Below are 21631 nucleotides of genomic sequence, written 5' to 3'. Positions count from 1 at the left end.
GGATTGGCTGACTGAAGAATTCAAGCTATTTCGGAGTGGATATTGCAAACCATTAAACTTGATAATTGTTATAGAAGAAAGAATCCATATGCCAAAGATATTGACTATAAAACGACCCCTTCCATGCGAGAGGAAAGATTATGATGAGCTTATTCTACAATACGTCCAAGAAATAGAAAAGCATTTCTATTTTATAGAAGAGCTTTCCGATTATGTTTTCGTGGGTCATGATATCTTTTCAATTAATGATAATACGGAAATCGTGAGACTTAAGTTTTGTGTAAAATGGCATGAGGACAGCTCTCTTCGCGATTCAGAAGAGGCCTTGAACTATTAAAATTAACATTCTTGGCCATGACCCAATTTAGGAATCTGTCCATAGGGTATAGGAATGCAGAGTTAAGAGGTGGCCGGCCTCAAATTGGAGTGGCTCTGTCCACTAAAAATGCAGTTCAACCTGCAAAAAGCGAAGGTGAACTCACAAAACACCGATTGGTAAATCTGGACCGGTTTTATGGACCCCACATCTGTCCCGGTCTGATAGGATCGGGGGGTAAGATCCTCTAGAAAATTTCTCTTCTGATTGACCCATGGTCAGCAAGGAGAACATAAAAGAAGGTGCAAAAAGTTTTTTTGGAGAAATCTTCCCAGCTTATTTAAGATGCCCTTAGGTGATGTCATTTCCAGGAGGTCAAGAAAAAAGGGAAAATTGAGTGATACCCCATCTGGAAGGCATCTTTCCCCCAGATGTAAGTATTACCTATATGGTGTTCTAGCGGGTGGTACAGGAGTCAAAATGGGGGGCAGGGAATGGGCCATATGCACTAATCCAAGAAATCCATATATTTGATGGTGAACGAGTTTAAGAATGGCGATATGTTAGAGATCAGTAAATCCATCCTGGAGGAAGCGCTCGGTAAAGGTTATCAGATAATGGTCCTGCAGATAAGATCGAAAGACCCAGACCAGAATGTCTGGGTAATTAAAAAGGTGGAAGAGGAACAGCTTGAGAAATATATAGTTAAACTAGATGCAGATCAAGCAACCTATTATTATATTTTTGAAGCTATAGAAGATTACCATTACCATCCAATACCGGGCAAAATAGTCCTGCCTTATTAAGGTGTTTTTTTTATCAGGATCCCATAAGGCATTCTGTCTTCTCTCGGAGATTACAAACGGGTATAGTTTGTAAGTTCGGGGAAAATAAAATGTTGCTCTGTGATCATGGCCTTGAAGATGAAATTCCCTAGGAAAGAGTGCGAAATCACTGCTTGGAATGCAAAAAACATGGAAGTGCACTGACAGGCAGGCGTTTTGCGAGACAAATATAGCTCACTTTGGGGCGTATTCGTGTTACCTGTTAATTGGCTGGTGGTCTTGCTCTTAGATGATAGAATTACAGAATATATTAACCCCCGTCCTGTGAAAGCTAAACAAAATATACCAAATCTGATACAGTCAATTAAACCTCCGGCTATAACCAAGGTTGTATCCATCGGTACCATAATAACCAGGCAATAATGTAGAGGTAAGTTGCCAAGGAAGGTGTTGGGCTTGAATTGGTGGTGAGCCGAAAATATCCTTTTTTTTGATACTGCGTTTTCTAGTGAAAACAAAGGTGCGTACAGCACCTGATGATCGTTGGTCCCGAGATAGCGAAGGTATCCTCAACCCGGACTTTCCTGTTGTCCCTAAGTCCCCATTGTTTCTTATAAAGAATAACCTTTGGCAAGAAAATCCCCGTGCAAAAAGTCTAAAACTTTTTGATTTCAATTTGGTTGTCTTTATGTAAACAAAGGTTGTTGGGCAAGATACCTCCAGATTCACTTGGCAGAGGGTGACCAAGTAATTAGTTGAGCCAAAATCTTACAGATGATTTTTTACAGGTACGGAAAATTCTCCCATACATGAAACATGATGTCGGACTATACTTTGCTCGCAGCTGCACACAGCAAATGTCCATATCAAGGGTTGGGTTGGGAGGCCCCGGCCAGCTTTATTGTCTCAATACTATAAAATGTACTTAATGATTTGAAATGGAAGTAATAATTTCTCTATTACTGTTGGTGTTAAGTTTCCTCCTTATCAGGTATGGATTCAAGATAAACAAGATCATCGGGATTGTGCTGTTTGTCGCTGCCGTAGCTATTATAATAAGGCAGGTTTATTTTAACGTATTGGAATAAGATCGGTAGTAATTCACAATGAACTGTGACTATTTCCAAATTTTATTCTGCTAAGACTTTTCCAATCGATATATCTCACCAGGCTTTGCAATGGCGAACGCCTGCTTGATCAGTTTGTTTACGACCGCAATCATGGCCACCTGAGGTGCCTTTCCTGCCGTCCTTAATCTTTTATAAAGCTCCTTGCAGCTTCTGATGTATAGCCTGGCTGACCTAGCGGCCATGTACAGGACTGCCCGTACAGTTGACATCCCCATTTTGCAGATACTGGCCTTTCCCCTTACGCTCGATTCCGACTCATATATCCTGGGGCCCAGTCCAAAATAGGAGATGACCAGCTTGTGGCTTTCAAAATCCTTGAAGCCATTTGTCGTTACGATCGTCAGCACGGAACTTTTCAGGCCAATGCCCGGGATTCCCGTCAGGTTCCTGTGCAGTTCAGGGAAAGCTCCCTGGATCAATGCCTCGATCTTGGCTTCAACCTGCTGTATTTCCTGATCATAACCTTCTATTTGGCTTTCCATTCTCTCACGGATATAACCGATGAAATTACCTCCATGTTCAAATGGATGGAACTGGTTCATCAGTATCTTTTTGCGCTTGATCACACTTTTCAGGAATGTCTATAATTGCCTGATCTACTGTGTCTTTTCACTTGGAACGTTCCATAACGGGGCTTGGTACATTATGCCATATTCCGCTAGAATCGGGGCATCCTTGCGGTCTGTCTTGGACCTGTTCATCTTGGTCTGTGAAAACCTCCGGATGATCAGCGGATTCACTATGGAAACCCGGACATGGGATTCGCAGAGAAAGCATGCCAGGGAAAAATAGTACGGACCTCTACAGGCCTAAGGAACAGTCCAAGTATGAATAAGGATAAGAGAGGGGGACTAGCATTGTGAAGGGTCTTTATGACAAATGACAGCTTAAAGTTTTGTTCCCTCTCTCGGCTATATCAACATATAGACGAACAAAATAATTTCTGTCGATTGATATCCAATTATACTTTCTCAAACTTACGATGGACAGGGTCCTGAACATCCTGTATAGCTAAAATGTAAATAGTATTTTTGCCTTCCTATTATCCTTAAGTTTGATGTAATATTTCATTTATTGTTCAATGCATCTCCAGGCCAACTGTTCTTATCGTCTGTCCACCAGGTACCTAATCGCGTCCTCATGTACTGCACTTACAGGGGCCTGATGCATTTTCCCTTTGCTATCGGGAAGGTAAAGGGGGCGGTGCAAAATTTCAAGTGCTGCCCAAAAAAATCAAATGACATTGTAAGTTTCAGGTACCATTGGCATGAACGTCGAATTTGTGGACTTACCGGTGTGAGGATGCTAATAAGGATTGTTAGCCTTTTTGCCATCAAATGGTTATTCTAAAGATAGCAAACCTGGGGGGCAAAAGTATATTAACAGATTTTTCTTTTTGTAAATCTTCAAATTGGCCATGGACCTGTATTGCCTTTTTGGTCCTATCCTACTATGTTATCCAACGTTCATTGGCTCTTTGGGCCAGGGGGCGCAATCGTAGCTATAGACGCTCGCGTAATTCGGTTCATTGAGAGCTTTGCGGCCAAATAGAAAATCAAATCTCCGCAATCCATGTCAGAAATGCGCTTTTTATTGCATAACTATTTACAAAAATAATGGCGGGATAAATTTTGGAATGGGCATCAAGGGCGGAATTCAGACTTACCTAACCCTTTGTTGGAGTTTTCCAAAGGCTTCGGATCGGTCTGGCGAACATGCCCTGGACTTTCGGGGACTTTCCGGAGAAGGATGAAGTATGTTTTCTTTGAGCGAAATGGTGTCTTGGATCTAGTTGCCAATATAACGTACTCATTAAATTGATTAGTGGACCATATAGCCAAAATTCTACAAAAACTTAGATTCTGCCGTGGAATTGATGGATTTGTCGTTTTATGACCAATTGGGGCCGTTTGTTTTTTGGACTCATGGAACTTTTTCCTAAATTGAGAATGTTTACGTTATTGTACTAGGATTGAATTATGAAACACGAGAAAAAAGACCCTAAACATCTTGACTATAATCCGGGGCCCCGTGTAGGCATCACATTTTCGACATTTGATCTCTTGCACGCTGGCCATATCATGATGCTGGCAGAGGCTAAGAGGCAATGCGATTACCTGATATGTGGGTTGCAGATGGACCCTACCCTTGACCGTCCCGAAAAGAACGCCCCTACCCAGACCGTTGTTGAGCGTTATATCCAATTGCGGGGTTGCGTGTCGGTGGATGAAATCGTTCCCTACTCTACCGAACAGGACCTAGAGGATATCCTTAGGTCCTTTAAGCTGGATGTGAGGATCGTTGGGGATGAATATCGGGATAGGGACTTCACGGGCAGGAAGTATTGCGAGGAGAAAGGCATAGAACTATATTTCAATAGCAGGGACCATAGGTTTTCAAGTAGCGGCCTGAGAAAGATCGTTGCGGACAAGGAAAATCAAAGGAATAACCATAAGTAGCATTTACATTTAAAAAATGCAGCGTGGATCCAATGCTTCTATTGAAAGATAGGAATTAGTAGATACTTTCTGCTTGTGGGAGAAGTAGGTTAATGGCTGCCTGGTTCGAACATCTGGATTGTAGAAAGGTTGATCACAATGCTGCATCTTCGATAATCTACCAGGAAACTCCAGAAGTTCGGACCATATGAGGTACCTATGGAGCAAATTTTGAGTTATCTTAAATTTACAGATAGGGACTCGACTGCATATATGATTGCAATGGATTGGGGTCAAGGTCTGGGTATAAAACCACTATATGCTGATCTATTGTTAAGCTATTACCTTTAATTTATTGGAATTTGGCATTCACTGTTATCAGTAGCTGGTTTTATTTATTTATTTTGTAGTATGAACAGAACGATTATTATCACTGGCGGAGCGGGATTTATAGGATCTCATGTCGTTAGGCACTTTGTGCACAAATATCCCGGATACCAAATTGTGAATCTGGATGCACTGACCTACTCAGGTAACCTAGAGAACCTGGTGGACATAGAGAACCGGTCAAACTATAAGTTTGTAAGGGCCGACATCCGTGATAGGCGAGCACTGGAAGGAATATTTTCAGAAAATAGACCCGATTCAGTTATCCATTTAGCTGCAGAATCCCATGTGGACCGTTCGATCACGGATCCTCTGGCATTTGTGAACACGAACGTAATGGGTACGGTGAATCTATTAAATGTGGCAAAGGAATATTGGAAGGACGATTTTGACGGGAAACTGTTCCACCATGTCTCCACCGATGAGGTATATGGCACACTGGGAGAAACTGGATTTTTTACCGAAGAAACCAGTTATGACCCACATTCTCCCTATTCAGCCTCCAAGGCGGCCTCTGATCATTTTGTAAGGGCTTACCATGACACTTACGGAATGCCGGTTGTGATCACGAACTGTTCAAACAATTATGGACCCAACCACTTTCCTGAGAAACTTATCCCACTGTGCATCCTCAATATCCTCAATAACCGACCTTTGCCGATTTATGGAGATGGAAAATATACACGTGACTGGCTGTATGTAATCGACCATGCACGAGCGATAGACACGGTCTTCCATAAAGGTGTGAACGGACATTCCTATAATGTTGGAGGTTTCAATGAATGGAAGAACATAGACCTGGTGAGGGAACTGTGCAGACAGATGGACGAAAAATTGGTCCGCGAGCCCGGAACCTCTGAAAAATTGATCCAGTTCGTGAAAGACAGGCCCGGGCACGACTTGAGGTATGCAATCGATGCGAACAAGATAAAAGAGGAACTGGGTTGGGAACCTAGCGTGACATTTGAACAGGGGCTGTCCCAAACCATCGATTGGTTCTTAGGCAACCAGCAATGGTTGGAAAAGGTCTCCTCTGGAGACTACCAGAACTATTATGATAAGCATTACAGTGGTATCTGATATATAAAGTGATATACATGAATGTAGTAGAGACTGGTCTTAAGGACTGCTATATCTTAGAGCCTAGTGTTTTTGGTGACAACAGAGGATATTTTTTTGAAAGTTACAATCAGGCAGTTTTTAAAGAATTGACTGGATTGGACGTGGAGTTTGTACAGGACAACCAGTCATTCTCCTCAAAGGGGGTATTGCGTGGACTGCACGCACAGGCAGGGGAATTTGCCCAAGCCAAATTGGTACGGGTCCTGCAGGGCGAGGTACTGGATGTGGCAGTCGATGCGAGACCAGATTCTGAAACCTTTGGGCAGCATTTCTCCGTTTTGTTGTCAGCTGAAAACAAAAGGCAGCTATTTGTACCTAGAGGGTTTTTGCACGGATTTATAGTCTTGTCAGAAACCGCAGAGTTCTTTTATAAATGCGATCATTTATACAATAAAGCTGCTGAATGGGGAGTGTCCTATAAAGATCAGGAATTGAATATTGATTGGATGCTACCTGTGGATGACCTTATTGTTTCAGAAAAAGATCAAATCCTTCCTTCTTTTAAGGATGCAGTTGCTCAATTGTTTTTAAAATAGGAATTCCATGAAAGGTAGCAAAATATTGGTCACGGGGAGTTCTGGACAGCTGGGTTCAGAGCTTAAGGATATTTGGCATTCTAATGAATCGGCTGAAATGATTTTCCTGGACCGCCAAGGATTGGATTTGGCTCAACCTGAATTGGTCCAAACTATTTTGGAAGGATACCAGCCCGATATAATAATACATTCCGCGGCTTTTACTGCTGTTGATTTAGCCGAAACCGAAGTTGATCTGGCCAATAAGGTCAATCATCTATCGACTCTGGAAATTGCAAAATATGCTGAGAGCAATGGTTGTAAACTGATCTATATTTCCACGGATTATGTCTTTCAAGGAAATGTAGATCTAGCTTTGGATGAGCATTATCCTACAGATCCGATCAATGTTTATGGAGATACCAAGCGCAAGGGAGAATTGGCCATTGAGCTCCATTGTCCCGATGCAATCATTATTCGAACTGCTTGGGTCTATTCAACCTTTGGGAAAAACTTTGTGAAAACGATGTTGGACCTGATGAATAGCAGGGATGAAATCAGTGTTGTTTCCGATCAGATAGGTACTCCAACTTATGCCCGAGACCTAGCAGAGCTGATAAAGCACATCGTTGAGTCTGGAAATTGGGTGCCTGGGATCTATCATTATTCGAATGAAGGAAGAATCAGTTGGTATGACTTTGCAGTCAAGATAAGGGATACTTCCGGTCTTGATTGTAGGATCAATCCGATTCCCAGTTCTAATTTTCCAACCCCGGCAAAGCGGCCGCATTTTTCGCTCCTAAGTAAGGAGAAGGTCAGAAGGATCTTTGGAATTGATGTCCCGCAATGGGAGAACAGTCTTGAAAAGATGTTAGGAAAGCTTTCCGCTCAATAAGGAATAGAACGTTAGAAATTTAAAAATATGAAAGGAATAATTTTAGCTGGAGGTTCGGGGACAAGATTGCACCCGCTTACACAGGTTGTTTCGAAGCAATTGTTGCCAGTGTATGATAAGCCAATGATTTACTATCCATTATCTGTTTTGATGTTGGCAGGAATCAGGGAAGTTTTAATTATTTCAACCCCTCAGGACCTTCCGAATTTCGAAAGGTTGTTTGGAGATGGCAATCAATTGGGGATTTCAATCAGTTATGCAGAACAGCCTTCGCCAGATGGACTCGCTCAAGCGTTTATCATTGGAGAGGAATTTATCGGCGGAGATGATGTTTGCTTAATTTTGGGAGACAACATTTTTTATGGGGCTGGTTTGCAACAGCAGCTGCAGGAGGCCAGAGACAAGGTAGAGGGACAAAATGCTGCAGTTGTATTCGGGTATTATGTAGAGGATCCCGAGCGTTATGGCGTTGCGGCTTTCGATGAGTGCGGTAAGGTCCTTGACATCGAGGAGAAACCAAGAGAACCTAAATCGAACTATGCCATCGTTGGGCTCTATTTCTACCCGAATTCCGTAGTAGGGATCGCAAAGGGCGTGACGCCCTCGGATAGGGGCGAACTGGAGATCACCACGGTAAACCAGACGTACCTCAGCCAAGGGGAGCTCCAGCTACAGCTCCTGGGGCGCGGGTTTGCCTGGTTGGACACAGGTACACATGAATCGCTCTCAGAAGCGACGGAGTTCATCAAGACCATTGAGAAAAGGACTTCCCTAAAGGTCGCCTGTCTGGAGGAGATCGCTCTTTCCAAGGGCTATATCGAAAAGGAAGACCTCTTCGATCGGGTAAAGGACCTAAAGGGCGTCTATTTTGACTATTTAAAGAAAATCAGTAGGTAAGTCCACCTGATAATATTAGTGTATCTGTCCGGGATTTTGAAAATTTTATTTCCTGGGCCGTTCCTTCGGGGGCGGTGTTGGCCGTTCGATGTTAAAACCATACCGATATTTGGTAATTTTCGATGTTGGGCCATGGATGTTCACAAATTGTCCCGAAATTTGAGATGATGAAACCTAGACCGAGAAAATTGAACCTCTTTTTGATATTCGTGATGCTATTGCTCGCGTACCCATCCTCCTCCCTTAGCGCGCAAACGAAAGGAGAGGAGAAAATGGCGGCATTGGAGGAGGTCCTGGGGACCAATGTGAACTTCAATGGTGATACACTTGCCCTTGTCGCTCGGTTGGATTCGGTCAAATTGCTCGCCGAGGCGCAGAGGAGCGTTCCCCTGAAATGGGCCTATTACATGTTGATGGCAGATGGTTTCTCGATTGCTTTTGACAGGGTAAACCCAATTACCGACCGATATTACCGCTTGGCCAGGGAACTCGTATCATCTCCAAAGACAAGGGAACTCCTCCAGGTTGGGCTTATGCGCCAAGGATACTACCACTTTATCTACAGGGACGTTTCAAGGGCGATCCCGTTTTTCTTGAAGGCAGATGACATGGACCAGGAGGTTGATCTGGGAAAGGTGCCTAACATTACGGAAAACTATGGGTTTGCAGCTGGATTCTATAGTTTCATCGGCAACCAGGCAAAGGCAAGGGAATATCTCCAAAAAGCCCTCCCCTTTGCCAAAAACCCAAGCAGGAAGCGCATCGATATGTTGAATTCACTCGGTGTATACAGTGTAAAGGACTCCCTGCTGGAGGAGGGGAACCGTTATTTCAAGCTCGCCATTGCAGCGGCAAAATCAGCCCATGACTCGGTATGGATGGGGATCATCACTGGGAACATTGCCGATATCGAGAGGAAAAAAGGTAACAGGGAGCTTGCCATAAAGCTGCTCTTGAAGAACGTGTCGCTCTCCAGGAAGTTCGGGGAGACCCAGGATGCGATGAGGGCCAACCTTGAGCTGGCTAACATGTACATCGCAAAGGGTGAACCGGAAAAGGCCAGGGGCCATGTTCTGGATGCCCAGGCCGACATGGCCGAAAAACCGTACTACCTCCCCTACATGATGGAGTCCAAGAGGCTCCTCTCCAAGGTTGCGGGGGTACAGAAAAACCCCCAAGAGGAACTGAAGTACATAAAGGAGTACCTCCAACTAAAGGACAGCATGGACGAAAAGCTTGATTTTGAGAAGCTCCAGAAAGTGGCTTACAAGTGGGAAGTACAACGATATGCACAGGGGCTAGAGAACGAAGGGCTGAGGCGGAGGAAGGATTTACAGACCTACATCTATTTTTTCATCTTCATTGTACTTGGACTTGCGCTGATCCTCCTGCTCGTGAACCGCTCCAAGAACCGTATCATTTACATGAACGCTGCGCTTGAAAGGGACCAACTTGAGCTTTCGTACGAAAAACAGCTGGTGGACCACGAGCTGGAGGCCCTGAACAGGTCGCTCCAGGAATTTACCGATACCATCAAGCAGAACGACCTAACCATCCAGAGGTTCCGCAACGAGGTCATACAGAACCTGGACCATTTTCCCGACCGTCAGGAACTGTTCAACGATAGCCTGAACAAGATGTTGGAAAAACAGGTGATGACCGAAGAGAGATGGGTAAAGTTCAACGATATTTTCGAACGTGTTTATCCGGGTTACCTGGCAAAGGAGAAAGAGGCATATCCAAGGCTTACCGATTATGATTTCCGCCTGATCTCCCTGATGAAGCTCGGACTGAGCAACAGAAGCATGGCCGATCTTCTCGGGATCACGCTGGAAGGGGTGAAGAAGGCGAAGCAACGGTTGAAGAAGAAAATGGAGCGACAGTAACCTGTTATTAAATTGTTAAGTTTTTCGTTAGGTAATTATATTCTTGATATTATGGAAAGCTATGAGTACTTTTGTTGCTCACTTTTAATGGTATGCTAGATTCGCTTATCACTTCCAAGACCCGACTGAAACTACTGATCAAGTTTTTCGTAAACTCGACCAATAAGGGGTACCTGCGGGGAATCGCTGAAGAATTCAATGAATCGACCAATTCAATCCGAAAGGAGCTCAACCAGCTCTCAGTCGCTGGATACCTGATCAAGTCCCAAGAAAACAACAAAATTTATTATCGAGCAAATGTAGAACATCCTCTTTTCCAGAGTTTGCAGGATTTGGTACGTACCTTCCTGGGAATTGACCAAGCGATCGACCATGTGATCGAAAGGACAGGGGACGTGGAGCAGGTTTCATTGTTAGGAGATTATGCAAATGGAGTTGATTCAGGGGTTATTGAAATTTTGATTACTGGCAAGGTAATCGATTCGGCATATTTATTGCAGGTTAGCGGCAAAACCGAGAAACTGTTGGACAAAAGGATCAAGATTTATCTCGAAAAGCCAAAACAAGTGAATGGGCAGATAATTTTATATCAGAAAGAAAATTGAAAACTGTAAATTGGTGTAGGCCAATTATTACAGAATAAAAAAAAATCATAATCTAACTTGAATGGAAGAGACAATCATTGAAAAGCAAATGGACTATAATCCAGGCCCTCGTGTAGGTATAACATTTTCAACTTTTGACTTGTTGCATGCTGGTCATATTATGATGTTAGCAGAAGCTAAACGTCAATGTGATTATTTGATCTGTGGATTGCAGATGGATCCAACTTTGGACCGTCCTGAAAAGAATGCACCAACGCAGACAGTGGTAGAGCGATATATACAATTGAGAGGATGTGTTTATGTAGATGAAATTGTACCCTATTCAACAGAGCAAGATCTAGAGGATATTTTAAAATCCTTTAAATTGGATGTAAGGATTGTTGGTGATGAATATAAGGATAGGGATTTTACTGGAAGGAAATATTGTGAGGATAAAGGTATAGAATTGTATTTTAACAGTAGGGATCATCGATTTTCAAGTTCTGGCTTGAGAAAGATAGTTGCAGAGAAGGAGAATCAGAAGAATAATAAATAAAAAAAATCTTTGGAAAATAAAATAGCTATAATAGGGTTAGGTTATGTAGGATTACCATTAGCAATTGAATTTGCTAAGTATTTTCCTGTAGTCGGGTATGATATTGATTTAGAAAGGATTGCTGAGTTAAAAAGCGGATTAGATTCAAAAATGGAGGTTTCTTCGGAAGCAATAAAGAATAACCAGGTAACCTATAACCCATTATTTAAGAATTCTATTCCGTCATTATCACATTATACAAATGAAAGATTTGAATTAGAAGTTGCATTATGTAATCAAACTTCTGAAAGTTATACTAAATTTAATAGTGAACTATATTTTACTTCCAATATTCATGATATTTCGGCAGCTAATATATTTATTGTTACAGTTCCCACACCTATTAATAAGTACAATTCTCCTTTCCTTAGGCCTTTGTTGAATGCTACAAAAGAAATTGCTGGCAAATTAAAAGTAGGTGATTTAGTTATTTATGAATCTACTGTATATCCAGGATGTACTGAAGAGGAGTGTGTTCCGATTTTGGAAAAACTTTCAGGTTTAACCTTCAATTTAGATTTTTTTGTTGGTTATTCACCTGAAAGGATTGTTCCCGGTGATAAAGTGAATACATTAACTTCAATAAAGAAAGTGACATCCGGTTCTACAGCAATAACGGCTGAAAAGGTAGACCAGTTATATAAAACAATAATTAAAGCTGGAACCTTTATGGCTGCAAGTATAAAAGTCGCCGAAGCAGCAAAAGCAATCGAAAATGCGCAGAGAGATATAAATATTTCTTTTGTCAACGAGTTGGCATTGATTTTTGATCGAATGGGTATTGATACAAATGATGTATTAGATGCAGCTGAAACAAAGTTTAACTTTTTAAAATTTAAGCCAGGTCTTGTTGGAGGGCATTGTATATCAGTTGATCCTTTTTATTTGGCGCATAAATCTTCCCAATTAGGTTATCATCCTGATGTAATTCTTTCAGGAAGGCGGGTAAATGATCAAATGGCTAGTTTTATTGCTTCCAAAGTTATAAAGTTAATGACGTCTAAAAACATCCCCCTAAAAAAAGCGAAAGCATTAATCTTAGGTTTTACTTTTAAAGAGAATTGCTCTGATGTCCGAAATACCAAAGTCATAGATATCTACCATGAATTAATTGAGTATGGGCTAGAAGTTGAAATATATGATCCAGTGGCAGAAAAAAGAGATGTAAAGAAGAAATATGGAATTTCTAAAATTAATGAAAATTTTTACATTGATAATAAAAATTATTTGATTTCATTCAAAGGGGAGGAATATGATGTTGTTATTCTTGCCGTAGCACATAAAGAATTTAAAGAAATTCAGCTTGAATTTGTACTAAAAGAGATTCATGTCTTGTTTGATGTTAAGGCAATTTTACCCCGCGAAATTGTGGATGGTAGATTGTAGTTAATTTTAGCTTTTTTATTATTAAAATATTATCGAATAAATAGTTCAGTAAAAAAAAATGAGGACAATAAAAAAAATTACTTGTATTGGTGCAGGGTACGTTGGAGGACCAACCATGGCTGTTGTTGCACAAAAAAATCAAAATGTTCAGGTAACTGTAGTTGATTTGAATAAAGCAAGAATCGATGCTTGGAATGATGAAAATTTAGATAATCTTCCTGTTTATGAGCCTGGTTTGGGTGATGTAATCTCAGAAGCAAGGGGAAGAAATTTATTTTTTTCTACTGATATTGAAAAGGCGATTGATGAAGCTGATATGATCTTTATTTCTGTAAATACCCCCACTAAAACATACGGAAAGGGAAAAGGACAAGCTGCTGATTTAAAATACATTGAATTATGTGCAAGACAAATTGCTGCAGTTGCAAAAAATGATAAAATTGTTGTTGAGAAATCAACTTTACCAGTGAGAACTGCAGCAGCTTTAAAGTCAATCTTAGATAATACAGGAAACGGTGTAAATTTCCATATTCTATCTAATCCTGAGTTTTTAGCAGAAGGTACTGCCATAATGGATCTTCATAACCCAGATCGAGTGTTAATTGGAGGAGAGAATGAAGAAGCTATTCAGACCTTAGCTGATATTTATGCGGCATGGGTTCCAACAGATAAAATTATTACTACAAATCTTTGGTCTTCGGAATTGTCAAAACTGGTTGCAAATGCTTTTTTAGCACAACGAGTTTCATCAATCAATGCTATTTCTGAACTTTGCGAAGTTACTGGGGCAAATGTGGATGAGGTTTCAAATGCAATTGGGAAAGATTCTAGAATAGGGTCTAAGTTTTTGAAATCTTCAGTAGGTTTTGGTGGATCTTGTTTTCAGAAGGATATCTTAAACTTGGTATATATAGCTCGTTCATATAACCTTTTTAAAGTAGCTGATTATTGGGAGCAAGTGATAATAATGAACGATCACCAAAAGTCGCGATTCGCTGAGAAAATTATTCAAACCATGTACAATACAGTCAATGGCAAAAAAATTGCTTTTTTGGGATGGGCTTTTAAGAAAGATACTAATGATACACGTGAATCAGCAGCAATATATGTCGCGGACCATTTATTAGAAGAGGAAGCAAATATAGTTGTGTATGATCCAAAAGTTTCTGCAGAACAGATTTATAAAGATTTAGATTATTTAGGTACACGTTCTCCAGAGGACAACAGAAGATTGGTTAAGGTTGAAAATGATCCATATGCAGCAATGAACAATGCTCATTCGATTGCACTACTTACAGAATGGGATGAATTCAGAGATTATGATTGGCTAAGAATCAAGGAAAATATGAAAAAGCCTTCATTCATTTTTGACGGCAGGAAAATATTGGAGAATTTAAAATTAGATAAGTTTGGATTTAATTATTATTCAATTGGTAGTTAATTGGTAATATAAATGAGTAATAACAAAAAAATTGTTAAAAACAGTATTTTCCTCTATATCAGGATGATATTTCTAACTGTCCTGACATTATACACTGCTAGGGTTATGCTGACTCAACTTGGTATAGTAGATTATGGGATCTACAATATCGTTGGTGGAATAGTGACAATGCTTGCCTTTTTTAACTCCTCAATGTCCGTAGCCACTCAAAGATTTATGTCTTATGATATCGGTAAAAATGATCTTGTTCAACTGAAAAAAACTTTTAATTCTTCATTGTTAATTTACTTTATAATGGGGGTAGTTATCATCATTATTTTAGAGAGCTTAGGTTTATGGTATATTAATAATAAACTTGTTTTTCCAATTGAAAAGCTTCATTCTGTCAATATAGTATACCAACTTTCTGTAGTTACCTTTTTCATAAATATTATTCAGCTTCCCTATAATGCATTGGTTTTGGCACATGAAGAGATGCAAGTTTATACTTATATAAGTTTTTTAGATTCTATTTTAAAATTAATTATACTATATTTTCTGCAATTAGGAGGTGACAAATTAATTCTATATGCAGTTTTGGTCCTATTGGTAAGTGTGTTAGTACAAATAGTTTATGTTTGGTATTGTCAATCTAAATTTGAGGAAACAAAAATAGAGGTTGTAAGTGATATGAAATATTTGAAAGAATTGTCTGCTTTTTCAGGATGGAATTTATTTGGAAATATTGCCTCTGTTGCTAAAAATCAAGGAATTAATTTGGTCTTAAATCTATTTTTTGGAGTAACATTGAATGCTGCCTTTGCACTTACAAATCAAGTTCAAAACGCCATAGGATCTTTTGTGACAAATTTTCAGAAAGCGATTAATCCTCAAATTATTAAAAATTATGCAAATGAAAAGTATAGTGCTTCTATTAATTTGGTTTTATTAGGATCGAGATATTCTTTTTTTTTAACTTTATTGATAATTGTCCCTTTAGCTCTTCATACTGATTTTATATTAAAAATGTGGTTGGTGGATGTTCCTCAATACACAATACCTTTTGTAAAGTATGCCTTAATTGTATCATTAATTGATTCTTTATCGGGTTCCATTATGACATTATTTCAAGCAACAGGAAGAATAAAGTTGTATCAACTTGTGGTTGGTTTTTTGGTCTTTTTGAATTTACCTTTTTCTTATTTATTAATAAAAAATTTCAACAGTCCTAATCTAGTTTTTCATTCAATGTTATTGATTAGTGGTTTAAGCCTCTTTGCAAGGTTATTTCTTCTAAAAAACGTAATTGATTTTAGTTTATTGAATTATGTTAAGCAAGTATTAGTTAGGATTTTTTATGTAATTATCATTTTATTCGGAATAGGATACTTTTTTATGGCAAATATTCAATTATCTGGATCTATCAAGATTTTAGTTGTTAATATATTAATTGAGGAGATATTAATGCTTCTTGTTATTTTTTTTATTGGAACAACATTTGTTGAAAGGAAATTTTTAATAGGTGTAGTTACCCAAAATAAGGTTGTAAGATTTATAAAGAGAAAGTGATGTTAGATAAAATTATTTCAAATGGATTTTGTACAGGATGTGGGGTTTGTATTTCCGAAGATAAATCGCATAAATCATTTATGCATGAGAATCAGAATGGTTTTTTAGTGCCTAACATTCTTAATACCCCTCGGGAAAACTTTAAAGATATGGTTAAGGTTTGTCCATTTAATAATCAACCTGCTTTTGATGTGTTAGATGAAGATATATTAGCCGAATATTTCCTTTCGAGAACAAAAAATATCGATCCGCAAATTGGTCGTTTTGAAAACTTGTATGTTGGATATTCAAATGATTTTCGTTTAACATCATCTTCAGGAGGTATTGCAACTTTTATATTTCAAGAATTATTAAGAAATAAAATTGTTGATCGATTATTTATTGTGTCTGAAAAGGATGGTGGTTATTGTTATCAGCTATTTGAAGATGCAAACGCAATAGCGACGATTTCTAAAACAAGATATATTCCAGTAACTATGGAAATGTTTTTTGAACAACTTGATTCAATTGAGGGAACAATCGCGATTTCTGGAGTAGGTTGTTTTGTGAAAGCTGTTAGATTAAAACAATTCTATAATCCTAAATTAAAAGAGAAAATTAAGTTTTTGGTCGGAATAATCTGTGGGGGATTAAAAAGTAGATTCTTTACAGATTATTTGTCCCAAAATGCCGGGATTAATGGAGTATACAGCAATCAAGATTATAGAATAAAAAATGAGAAAAGTACTTCTTCCGATTATTCCTATGGTGCATTTGATCATAATAAGGAACTTCACACAGTAAGAATGAAATCCTTAGGGGATATGTGGGGAACAGGTTTGTTTAAATCGTTTGCTTGTGATTTTTGTGATGATGTAACAACAGAGTTGGCTGATATATCTGTGGGTGACGCTTGGATGAAACCATATGTTGAGGATGGTCTTGGAACCAGTGTTATTGTTACTAGAAGTTTAATTGCTGATACACTGATAAAACTGGGTGTTAATTCAAAAAAATTAACGATTGAAGAATTATCTTTAACCTCTTTTAAGCAGTCCCAATCTGGAAGCTTTAATCATAGGCATCATGCTTTGCAATATAGGGTTGATAAGGTATCAAAAATGATAGGATTTATTCCTTATAAGAGAAAAAGATTATTCCGTAAAAGTCCATTTTTAATCAAAATGATTCAAAATGCTAGAATGAAAATTAGGATGGAAAGTATTGACGTTTGGAAAAGGACAGGTAATGTATTTTTATTCAATAAAGAGATGAAATACTATTTGGTTTATTTAAGAATTATTACAAAAATCAATCAAAAAATTAGAAAAATTAAACATGAAAAAAAATAATAAATCTGTTGGAATTCTAACTATGCCTGTAAAGGAGAATTATGGAGGTGTAATTCAAGCAGCAGCGTTATATAATTTTTTAGAAACAAATGGATACAAACCTTGCTTAATTCTAAAAAAGTATGATGAAACTTTGATTAAGAGAATTATGCGAAATTTTCTTTCAAATAACCCTTTTTATTTTATTTTCGATTACAAAAATCTAACAAGAAGAGAGAAACAATCTAAATTATTGATAAGATTTATTGATAAATTCTTTAAAAACAAAACCAAGATTATTTATGATAAGACCACTTTTCTTAATGAAGTTTCAAAACTAGAAACAATTGTTGTGGGGAGTGACCAAGTGTGGAGATTTAATTATATTGGAAGTAATTATAAATATTACTTTTTAGCTTATGTTCCACATTCTATCAAAAAAATATCTTATGCGGCCTCTTTTGGTGTAGAAGAATGGGAAGGACCATCTTCTACTATTGAAGATATTAAATCGCTTTTGAAAAACTTTAATAGAGTTTCTGTTAGAGAGAAATCTGGTGTTAATATTTGTAAAGAGGTATTTCAATTTAATGACGCCAAACATGTTTTGGATCCTACATTTCTACCGAGTATTGAATTTTACGAATCAATAATAAATGAAGAAATTATTCATAAAAAGGTTAACCTTTTTAGCTACGTGTTAGATAATAGTCATTATGTAAGTAATACTATTTCATTAATTTCAAAACTTTTAAATCTTGAAGTTAGTGAAATTAAATTGACTGAATATAAAAATAAGCTAAATCCCTCCTTATCGGAATGGCTTTATCATTATAAAAATGCTCAATTTATTGTAACTGATTCATTTCATGGGATGGTGTTTTCGATTCTGTTTAATAAACAATTCGTTTGTATTGGTAATAAGTCAAGGGGATTTGCGAGATTTGAATCTTTATTGGAAGACTTTAATTTGAAAGATCGCCTAATTTTTGACTATGATCAAAATATTATTCAAGATCTAGTAAATAATCCAATAGATTATCAAAAAGTTAATTCAATAAAAAGTGCTTTAATTAAAACATCAAAAGAATTTTTATTAAATGGACTTATCGAAGAATAATAAAATATTATCAGTAATAATTCCTAGTTATAACCCTGGAGCTTATATTTATGATTGTTTAAATAGTATTCTGGAACAAAATATTTTACAAACTTCAATTGAAATTATTGTTGTTTTAAACGGAACTAAAGAGCCCTACTATTCTAATTTAGTTAACTTTTCCAAAAGTTATTCCCATATTAGAATATTATACAATCCAGTAAAAGGAGTTTCCCGTGCTAGAAATATGGGGTTAGAATTCAGTTCTGGTACACATGTATTATTTGTTGATGACGATGATTTTATTAGCGAAGGTTATTTAAAAGAAGTAATTAAGCAGGTTAAAAAAAATCCAAATGCTGTAGTTTTTACGAATTTCTTGAAGTTTTACAAGAATGGAGATATTGGCAATGATTATTTAACAAATACATACAACCAGTTAATCAATGATAATAAATTGTCCATTAATAAGTGTAGAAAGTTATTATCCTCATCTTGTGGAAAAGCAATTCCGTTGAATGTAATTAATAATATACGATTTGATAATAGTATTAAAATTAGTGAAGATGCATTGTTTATGTTCGAAATCAGTAAGAACTATAAATCATTAATATTATGTGGGACTTCAATTGCTTATTATAGGCGTGTAAGAGATTCATCAGCTTCTAGAAAAAGGAGTTCATTAATGGAAAAAGTCAAAGTTTATTCTATTAGTTCAATCAGTTTTACAAGGATATATCTTTCTTCTCCATTAAAATATAATTTAATGTTTTACTTATCTAGATTATTGGCTGCAAGTAAATTCTTTTTATTGACCTTAAAAAAATAGCAAATATGTTGATTTCAAAATTTACTACTTATTTAACCATAATAATATCTCTAATAAATCCTCTTAAGGTTAATGCAGATCAAATAGCATCATCAGCTTTTCCTATGATAATGTATGCAGTTCCGGGAAACGATAAAAGTTTTCAGGAGGTAAAGTCTTTAGGAATTAATTATGTTCATTTATATGGTTTGTCTAGAAATTCTCCCTCCCAATCAGGATTTGAAAAAATTAAGAATTATTTAGATTTGGCCAACAAATACGGATTAAAAGTTATGTTGGATTTGGACGGAAATGAATTGATAAAAGGGAATAATGTTAAGAAGATGCAGGATATTGTGGAAGCATTCAAGTACCATCCTGCCTTGGGTTATTGGTATTTATCAGATGAACCTGATAATAAAGGGATTACCTCTAGTCAGTTATTGCCTTATTATCAGATGATAAAAAAAGAAAGCCCAAATATTCCTATTGTTGTTTGTCATGCATGGACCAAGAATTGGTATAAATTCAATAATGTTCAGGATATAATTTTGCATGATATATATCCAGTTACTGGAGAAACTTTTCCAAATTCTAAATTGAATCATCAAACTGATTTTACATTTGCGGCGATAAATAGTTCAAAGGGAAAACATGTAATTCCAGTTCTACAATTTTTTAACTGGAAGTCAGGGGTTAATTCAAAAAGTCAAAAAACTTTAAAAGGATTTAGTGTTAATAAATTAAGGTACCCTACATTTGAAGAATTTAGATTTTTGTGTTTTAGTACAATTGCTCAAGGTGTAAATGGCCTTGCGTTTTATTCATTTGCTAGAAATAAGATGATTAATTCAAATTGGATAAATGAAGTAGCTTCGCCTATATTAAAAGAAGTTGTAACTTTTACTAATAAGGTGAAAGGTGAAAAAATGCAATTTAAGGATTTGTCTAATAAAAATTCTGGCTTTATTTTAAGTGAATGGAGTAACGGATCTGCGAAAGTTTATATACTTGTAAACTCTACCAATACGAAAAAATCAATTGATATTTATAAAATTGCAGGAATAAAACCAAGTAATTTAAAGTTAATTCAAAATTTGAATCAAAGGAATGCTAATCTTAATATTCAAGGAAATTCAATTATAGCTGATGTCAAACCTTGGGAAGTATTAATATTTGAAACGAATATATCGGATTAGGAATTAATTGAAAACTTTTGCCAGATAATAATTCACAAGTAATTCAAAAAATGGATAATTATTTTCTAGATATAAAAAAGATAAACATAATGCCAATTATTGTTTTATTGATTTTTTATATTCCTTCATCAAATGTTGTTGGTGGATTTCAATTTTGGTATTTGATTGCAATTGGTATTGTTTTGTTTGCCTTATCCTTTTGCAATAAATCGTCTTCGTTTTTTGTTCGAGCAGTATTTAGTTTTTTTTTAATTAATATTATCCTTTTGACAATTTCACTACTGGTTTCAGGGATCAATTTTGGAACACTGAAAGATTTTAATGAATTTATTAGACTGATTGGCAGCTTTAGTGTTTTTTTATTTTTCTATTACGGTTATTCGAAATCAGACAACAAGTTTCTTATTTCTTTTTTTAAAATTTTTTTAGTTATACAATTATTAGTTTGTTTTCTTCAATCTAACGATACTTTTAACAATCTAATCGGAGTTATTTGGAATACTGAAAAAGTATGGATAATGCGAAGAACGGGGACATTCGGAAATCCAAATATTCTGTCTATATTTAGTATTGCTGCCTATTCATTTATTTTCTTTAATTCTGGCTTAAGATCTAAAGTAATATTTGGATTAATTTTGTTTTTCGTGGTATTGTTTACGAGTTCAAAAACCGGAATGATATCTTTATTAATAATTTTGAACCTAAATTATCTTTTGCTAGGTAATATGATTAGCATTAAATCAATATTTTGGTTTTTGGTGTTTTTAGGAATAGTTGGATTTATTTCTTTTAAACTTTTGTATTTATATCAGAATGAATACCCTTATTTGGCTCAAATTGTTTCTATGTTTGAAAATGACATGAATGTAAATGAAATTAAAAGTATAGGTGACAGACAACTCATGTGGGACTCTGCCTTAGATAAATATAAATCTCTAAATTTTATTCAGAAAACATTTGGAATTGGTCCGGGAAAGGATACGGAGCAAAATGTAATAGATAATGAATTTTTAACAATTCTTTTAAAACTGGGTGTTGTTGGATGTATTTATTATTTCCTTTATTTTTCCTTTATAATGGTATTTCTTTACAGAAACATCAGATATATCTCTTCAAAAATTTTGTTTTCAGTGATGGTTCTATTTTTATTATCTTCCGGAAGTGCCTCTACTTTTATGGCATGGCATTTGTCTCTACTACTTTTTATGTTACTTGGTATAAATTTTAATGAGATAAATGTTGTTAATAGAATAACAAATTTGAATTACAAAATAATTGATAAATAAATAA

20 protein-coding genes and 1 pseudogene are annotated in these 21631 nt (G+C 36.6%); 19 read left to right on the top strand and 2 right to left on the bottom strand.

Annotated elements, in window-relative coordinates; genetic code table 11:
- Positions 1-88 precede the first annotated feature (88 nt).
- The 3 genes from ACK2WI_RS17925 (at position 89) to ACK2WI_RS17915 (ending at position 2189) form a co-directional block, all read left to right on the top strand.
- Positions 89-337, top strand: a complete 249-nt coding sequence (locus ACK2WI_RS17925) for a hypothetical protein (protein ID WP_409151840.1) — start codon at positions 89-91, stop codon at positions 335-337.
- A gap of 512 nt (positions 338-849) precedes the next feature.
- Positions 850-1122 carry a hypothetical protein gene (locus ACK2WI_RS17920; protein ID WP_409151839.1) on the top strand — a complete coding sequence of 91 codons (273 nt, stop codon included), beginning with the start codon at positions 850-852 and terminating at the stop codon, positions 1120-1122.
- Positions 1123-2039: 917 nt separating this feature from the next.
- Positions 2040-2189: a hypothetical protein gene (locus tag ACK2WI_RS17915; RefSeq protein ID WP_409151838.1), complete on the top strand. Its 150-nt coding sequence runs from the start codon at positions 2040-2042 to the stop codon at positions 2187-2189.
- A gap of 50 nt (positions 2190-2239) precedes the next feature.
- Here ACK2WI_RS17915 and ACK2WI_RS17910 read toward each other — a convergent pair whose 3' ends face one another.
- Both ACK2WI_RS17910 and ACK2WI_RS17905 read right to left on the bottom strand, forming a co-directional pair.
- Complete coding sequence (locus ACK2WI_RS17910; RefSeq protein WP_409151837.1) at positions 2240-2773, bottom strand: transposase; 534 nt, start codon at positions 2771-2773, stop codon at positions 2240-2242.
- A 54-nt stretch (positions 2774-2827) separates the two neighbouring features.
- A pseudogene (locus tag ACK2WI_RS17905) lies at positions 2828-3019 on the bottom strand (transposase); the annotation flags it as partial.
- A gap of 1191 nt (positions 3020-4210) precedes the next feature.
- On the opposite strand from ACK2WI_RS17905, the gene ACK2WI_RS17900 reads away from it, so the two are divergent.
- The 16 genes from ACK2WI_RS17900 to ACK2WI_RS17825 all read left to right on the top strand — a co-directional run bounded on the left by ACK2WI_RS17900 (position 4211) and on the right by ACK2WI_RS17825 (position 21627).
- Positions 4211-4690: an adenylyltransferase/cytidyltransferase family protein gene (locus ACK2WI_RS17900; protein WP_312697170.1), complete on the top strand. Its 480-nt coding sequence runs from the start codon at positions 4211-4213 to the stop codon at positions 4688-4690.
- Between the two features lie 390 nt (positions 4691-5080).
- Positions 5081-6136, top strand: a complete 1056-nt coding sequence (gene rfbB / locus ACK2WI_RS17895; protein WP_409151836.1) for a dTDP-glucose 4,6-dehydratase — start codon at positions 5081-5083, stop codon at positions 6134-6136.
- Between the two features lie 17 nt (positions 6137-6153).
- A complete protein-coding gene (gene rfbC / locus ACK2WI_RS17890; protein WP_409151835.1) occupies positions 6154-6714 on the top strand; it encodes a dTDP-4-dehydrorhamnose 3,5-epimerase in 561 nt (186 codons plus the stop codon).
- 7 nt (positions 6715-6721) lie between these two features.
- The gene (gene rfbD, locus ACK2WI_RS17885) at positions 6722-7588 is read left to right on the top strand and encodes a dTDP-4-dehydrorhamnose reductase (protein ID WP_409151834.1); all 867 of its coding nucleotides are present in this window, start codon (positions 6722-6724) and stop codon (positions 7586-7588) included.
- 27 nt (positions 7589-7615) lie between these two features.
- Positions 7616-8485, top strand: coding sequence for a glucose-1-phosphate thymidylyltransferase RfbA (gene rfbA / locus ACK2WI_RS17880; RefSeq protein WP_409151833.1), 870 nt, complete (start codon positions 7616-7618; stop codon positions 8483-8485).
- 164 nt (positions 8486-8649) lie between these two features.
- Positions 8650-10371 carry a tetratricopeptide repeat protein gene (locus ACK2WI_RS17875; RefSeq protein ID WP_409151832.1) on the top strand — a complete coding sequence of 574 codons (1722 nt, stop codon included), beginning with the start codon at positions 8650-8652 and terminating at the stop codon, positions 10369-10371.
- A gap of 92 nt (positions 10372-10463) precedes the next feature.
- The gene (locus ACK2WI_RS17870) at positions 10464-10976 is read left to right on the top strand and encodes an ArsR family transcriptional regulator (RefSeq protein ID WP_409151831.1); all 513 of its coding nucleotides are present in this window, start codon (positions 10464-10466) and stop codon (positions 10974-10976) included.
- Positions 10977-11037: 61 nt separating this feature from the next.
- Positions 11038-11511, top strand: coding sequence for an adenylyltransferase/cytidyltransferase family protein (locus ACK2WI_RS17865; protein WP_409151830.1), 474 nt, complete (start codon positions 11038-11040; stop codon positions 11509-11511).
- A gap of 9 nt (positions 11512-11520) precedes the next feature.
- Positions 11521-12936, top strand: coding sequence for a nucleotide sugar dehydrogenase (locus ACK2WI_RS17860; RefSeq protein WP_409151829.1), 1416 nt, complete (start codon positions 11521-11523; stop codon positions 12934-12936).
- Positions 12937-12994: 58 nt separating this feature from the next.
- Complete coding sequence (locus ACK2WI_RS17855) at positions 12995-14377, top strand: nucleotide sugar dehydrogenase (RefSeq protein ID WP_409151828.1); 1383 nt, start codon at positions 12995-12997, stop codon at positions 14375-14377.
- A 12-nt stretch (positions 14378-14389) separates the two neighbouring features.
- Positions 14390-15925, top strand: coding sequence for a lipopolysaccharide biosynthesis protein (locus ACK2WI_RS17850; RefSeq protein WP_409151827.1), 1536 nt, complete (start codon positions 14390-14392; stop codon positions 15923-15925).
- Entirely contained in the window at positions 15925-17256 is a 1332-nt protein-coding gene (locus ACK2WI_RS17845) for a Coenzyme F420 hydrogenase/dehydrogenase, beta subunit C-terminal domain (RefSeq protein WP_409151826.1), read from the top strand. Before ACK2WI_RS17850 ends, ACK2WI_RS17845 begins: the two co-directional genes overlap by 1 nt.
- Positions 17243-18355 (top strand): polysaccharide pyruvyl transferase family protein, encoded by a 1113-nt coding sequence (locus ACK2WI_RS17840; RefSeq protein ID WP_409151825.1) that lies wholly within the window; start codon positions 17243-17245, stop codon positions 18353-18355. The genes ACK2WI_RS17845 and ACK2WI_RS17840 overlap by 14 nt, the downstream gene beginning before the upstream one ends.
- Positions 18336-19163 (top strand): glycosyltransferase family 2 protein, encoded by an 828-nt coding sequence (locus tag ACK2WI_RS17835; RefSeq protein ID WP_409151824.1) that lies wholly within the window; start codon positions 18336-18338, stop codon positions 19161-19163. Before ACK2WI_RS17840 ends, ACK2WI_RS17835 begins: the two co-directional genes overlap by 20 nt.
- Positions 19164-19168: 5 nt before the next feature.
- Positions 19169-20341 (top strand): hypothetical protein, encoded by a 1173-nt coding sequence (locus ACK2WI_RS17830; RefSeq protein ID WP_409151823.1) that lies wholly within the window; start codon positions 19169-19171, stop codon positions 20339-20341.
- 17 nt (positions 20342-20358) lie between these two features.
- A complete protein-coding gene (locus ACK2WI_RS17825; RefSeq protein ID WP_409151822.1) occupies positions 20359-21627 on the top strand; it encodes an O-antigen ligase family protein in 1269 nt (422 codons plus the stop codon).
- Positions 21628-21631: the final 4 nt, after the last annotated feature.

Origin of the sequence: Sphingobacterium sp. BS-2 (assembly GCF_046161205.1) — a bacterium.
Taxonomy (GTDB): Bacteria; Bacteroidota; Bacteroidia; order Sphingobacteriales; family Sphingobacteriaceae; genus Sphingobacterium; species Sphingobacterium mizutaii.
Note: the sequence above shows the minus strand (reverse complement) of the source record. Positions and strands in the feature narration are given on the sequence as shown.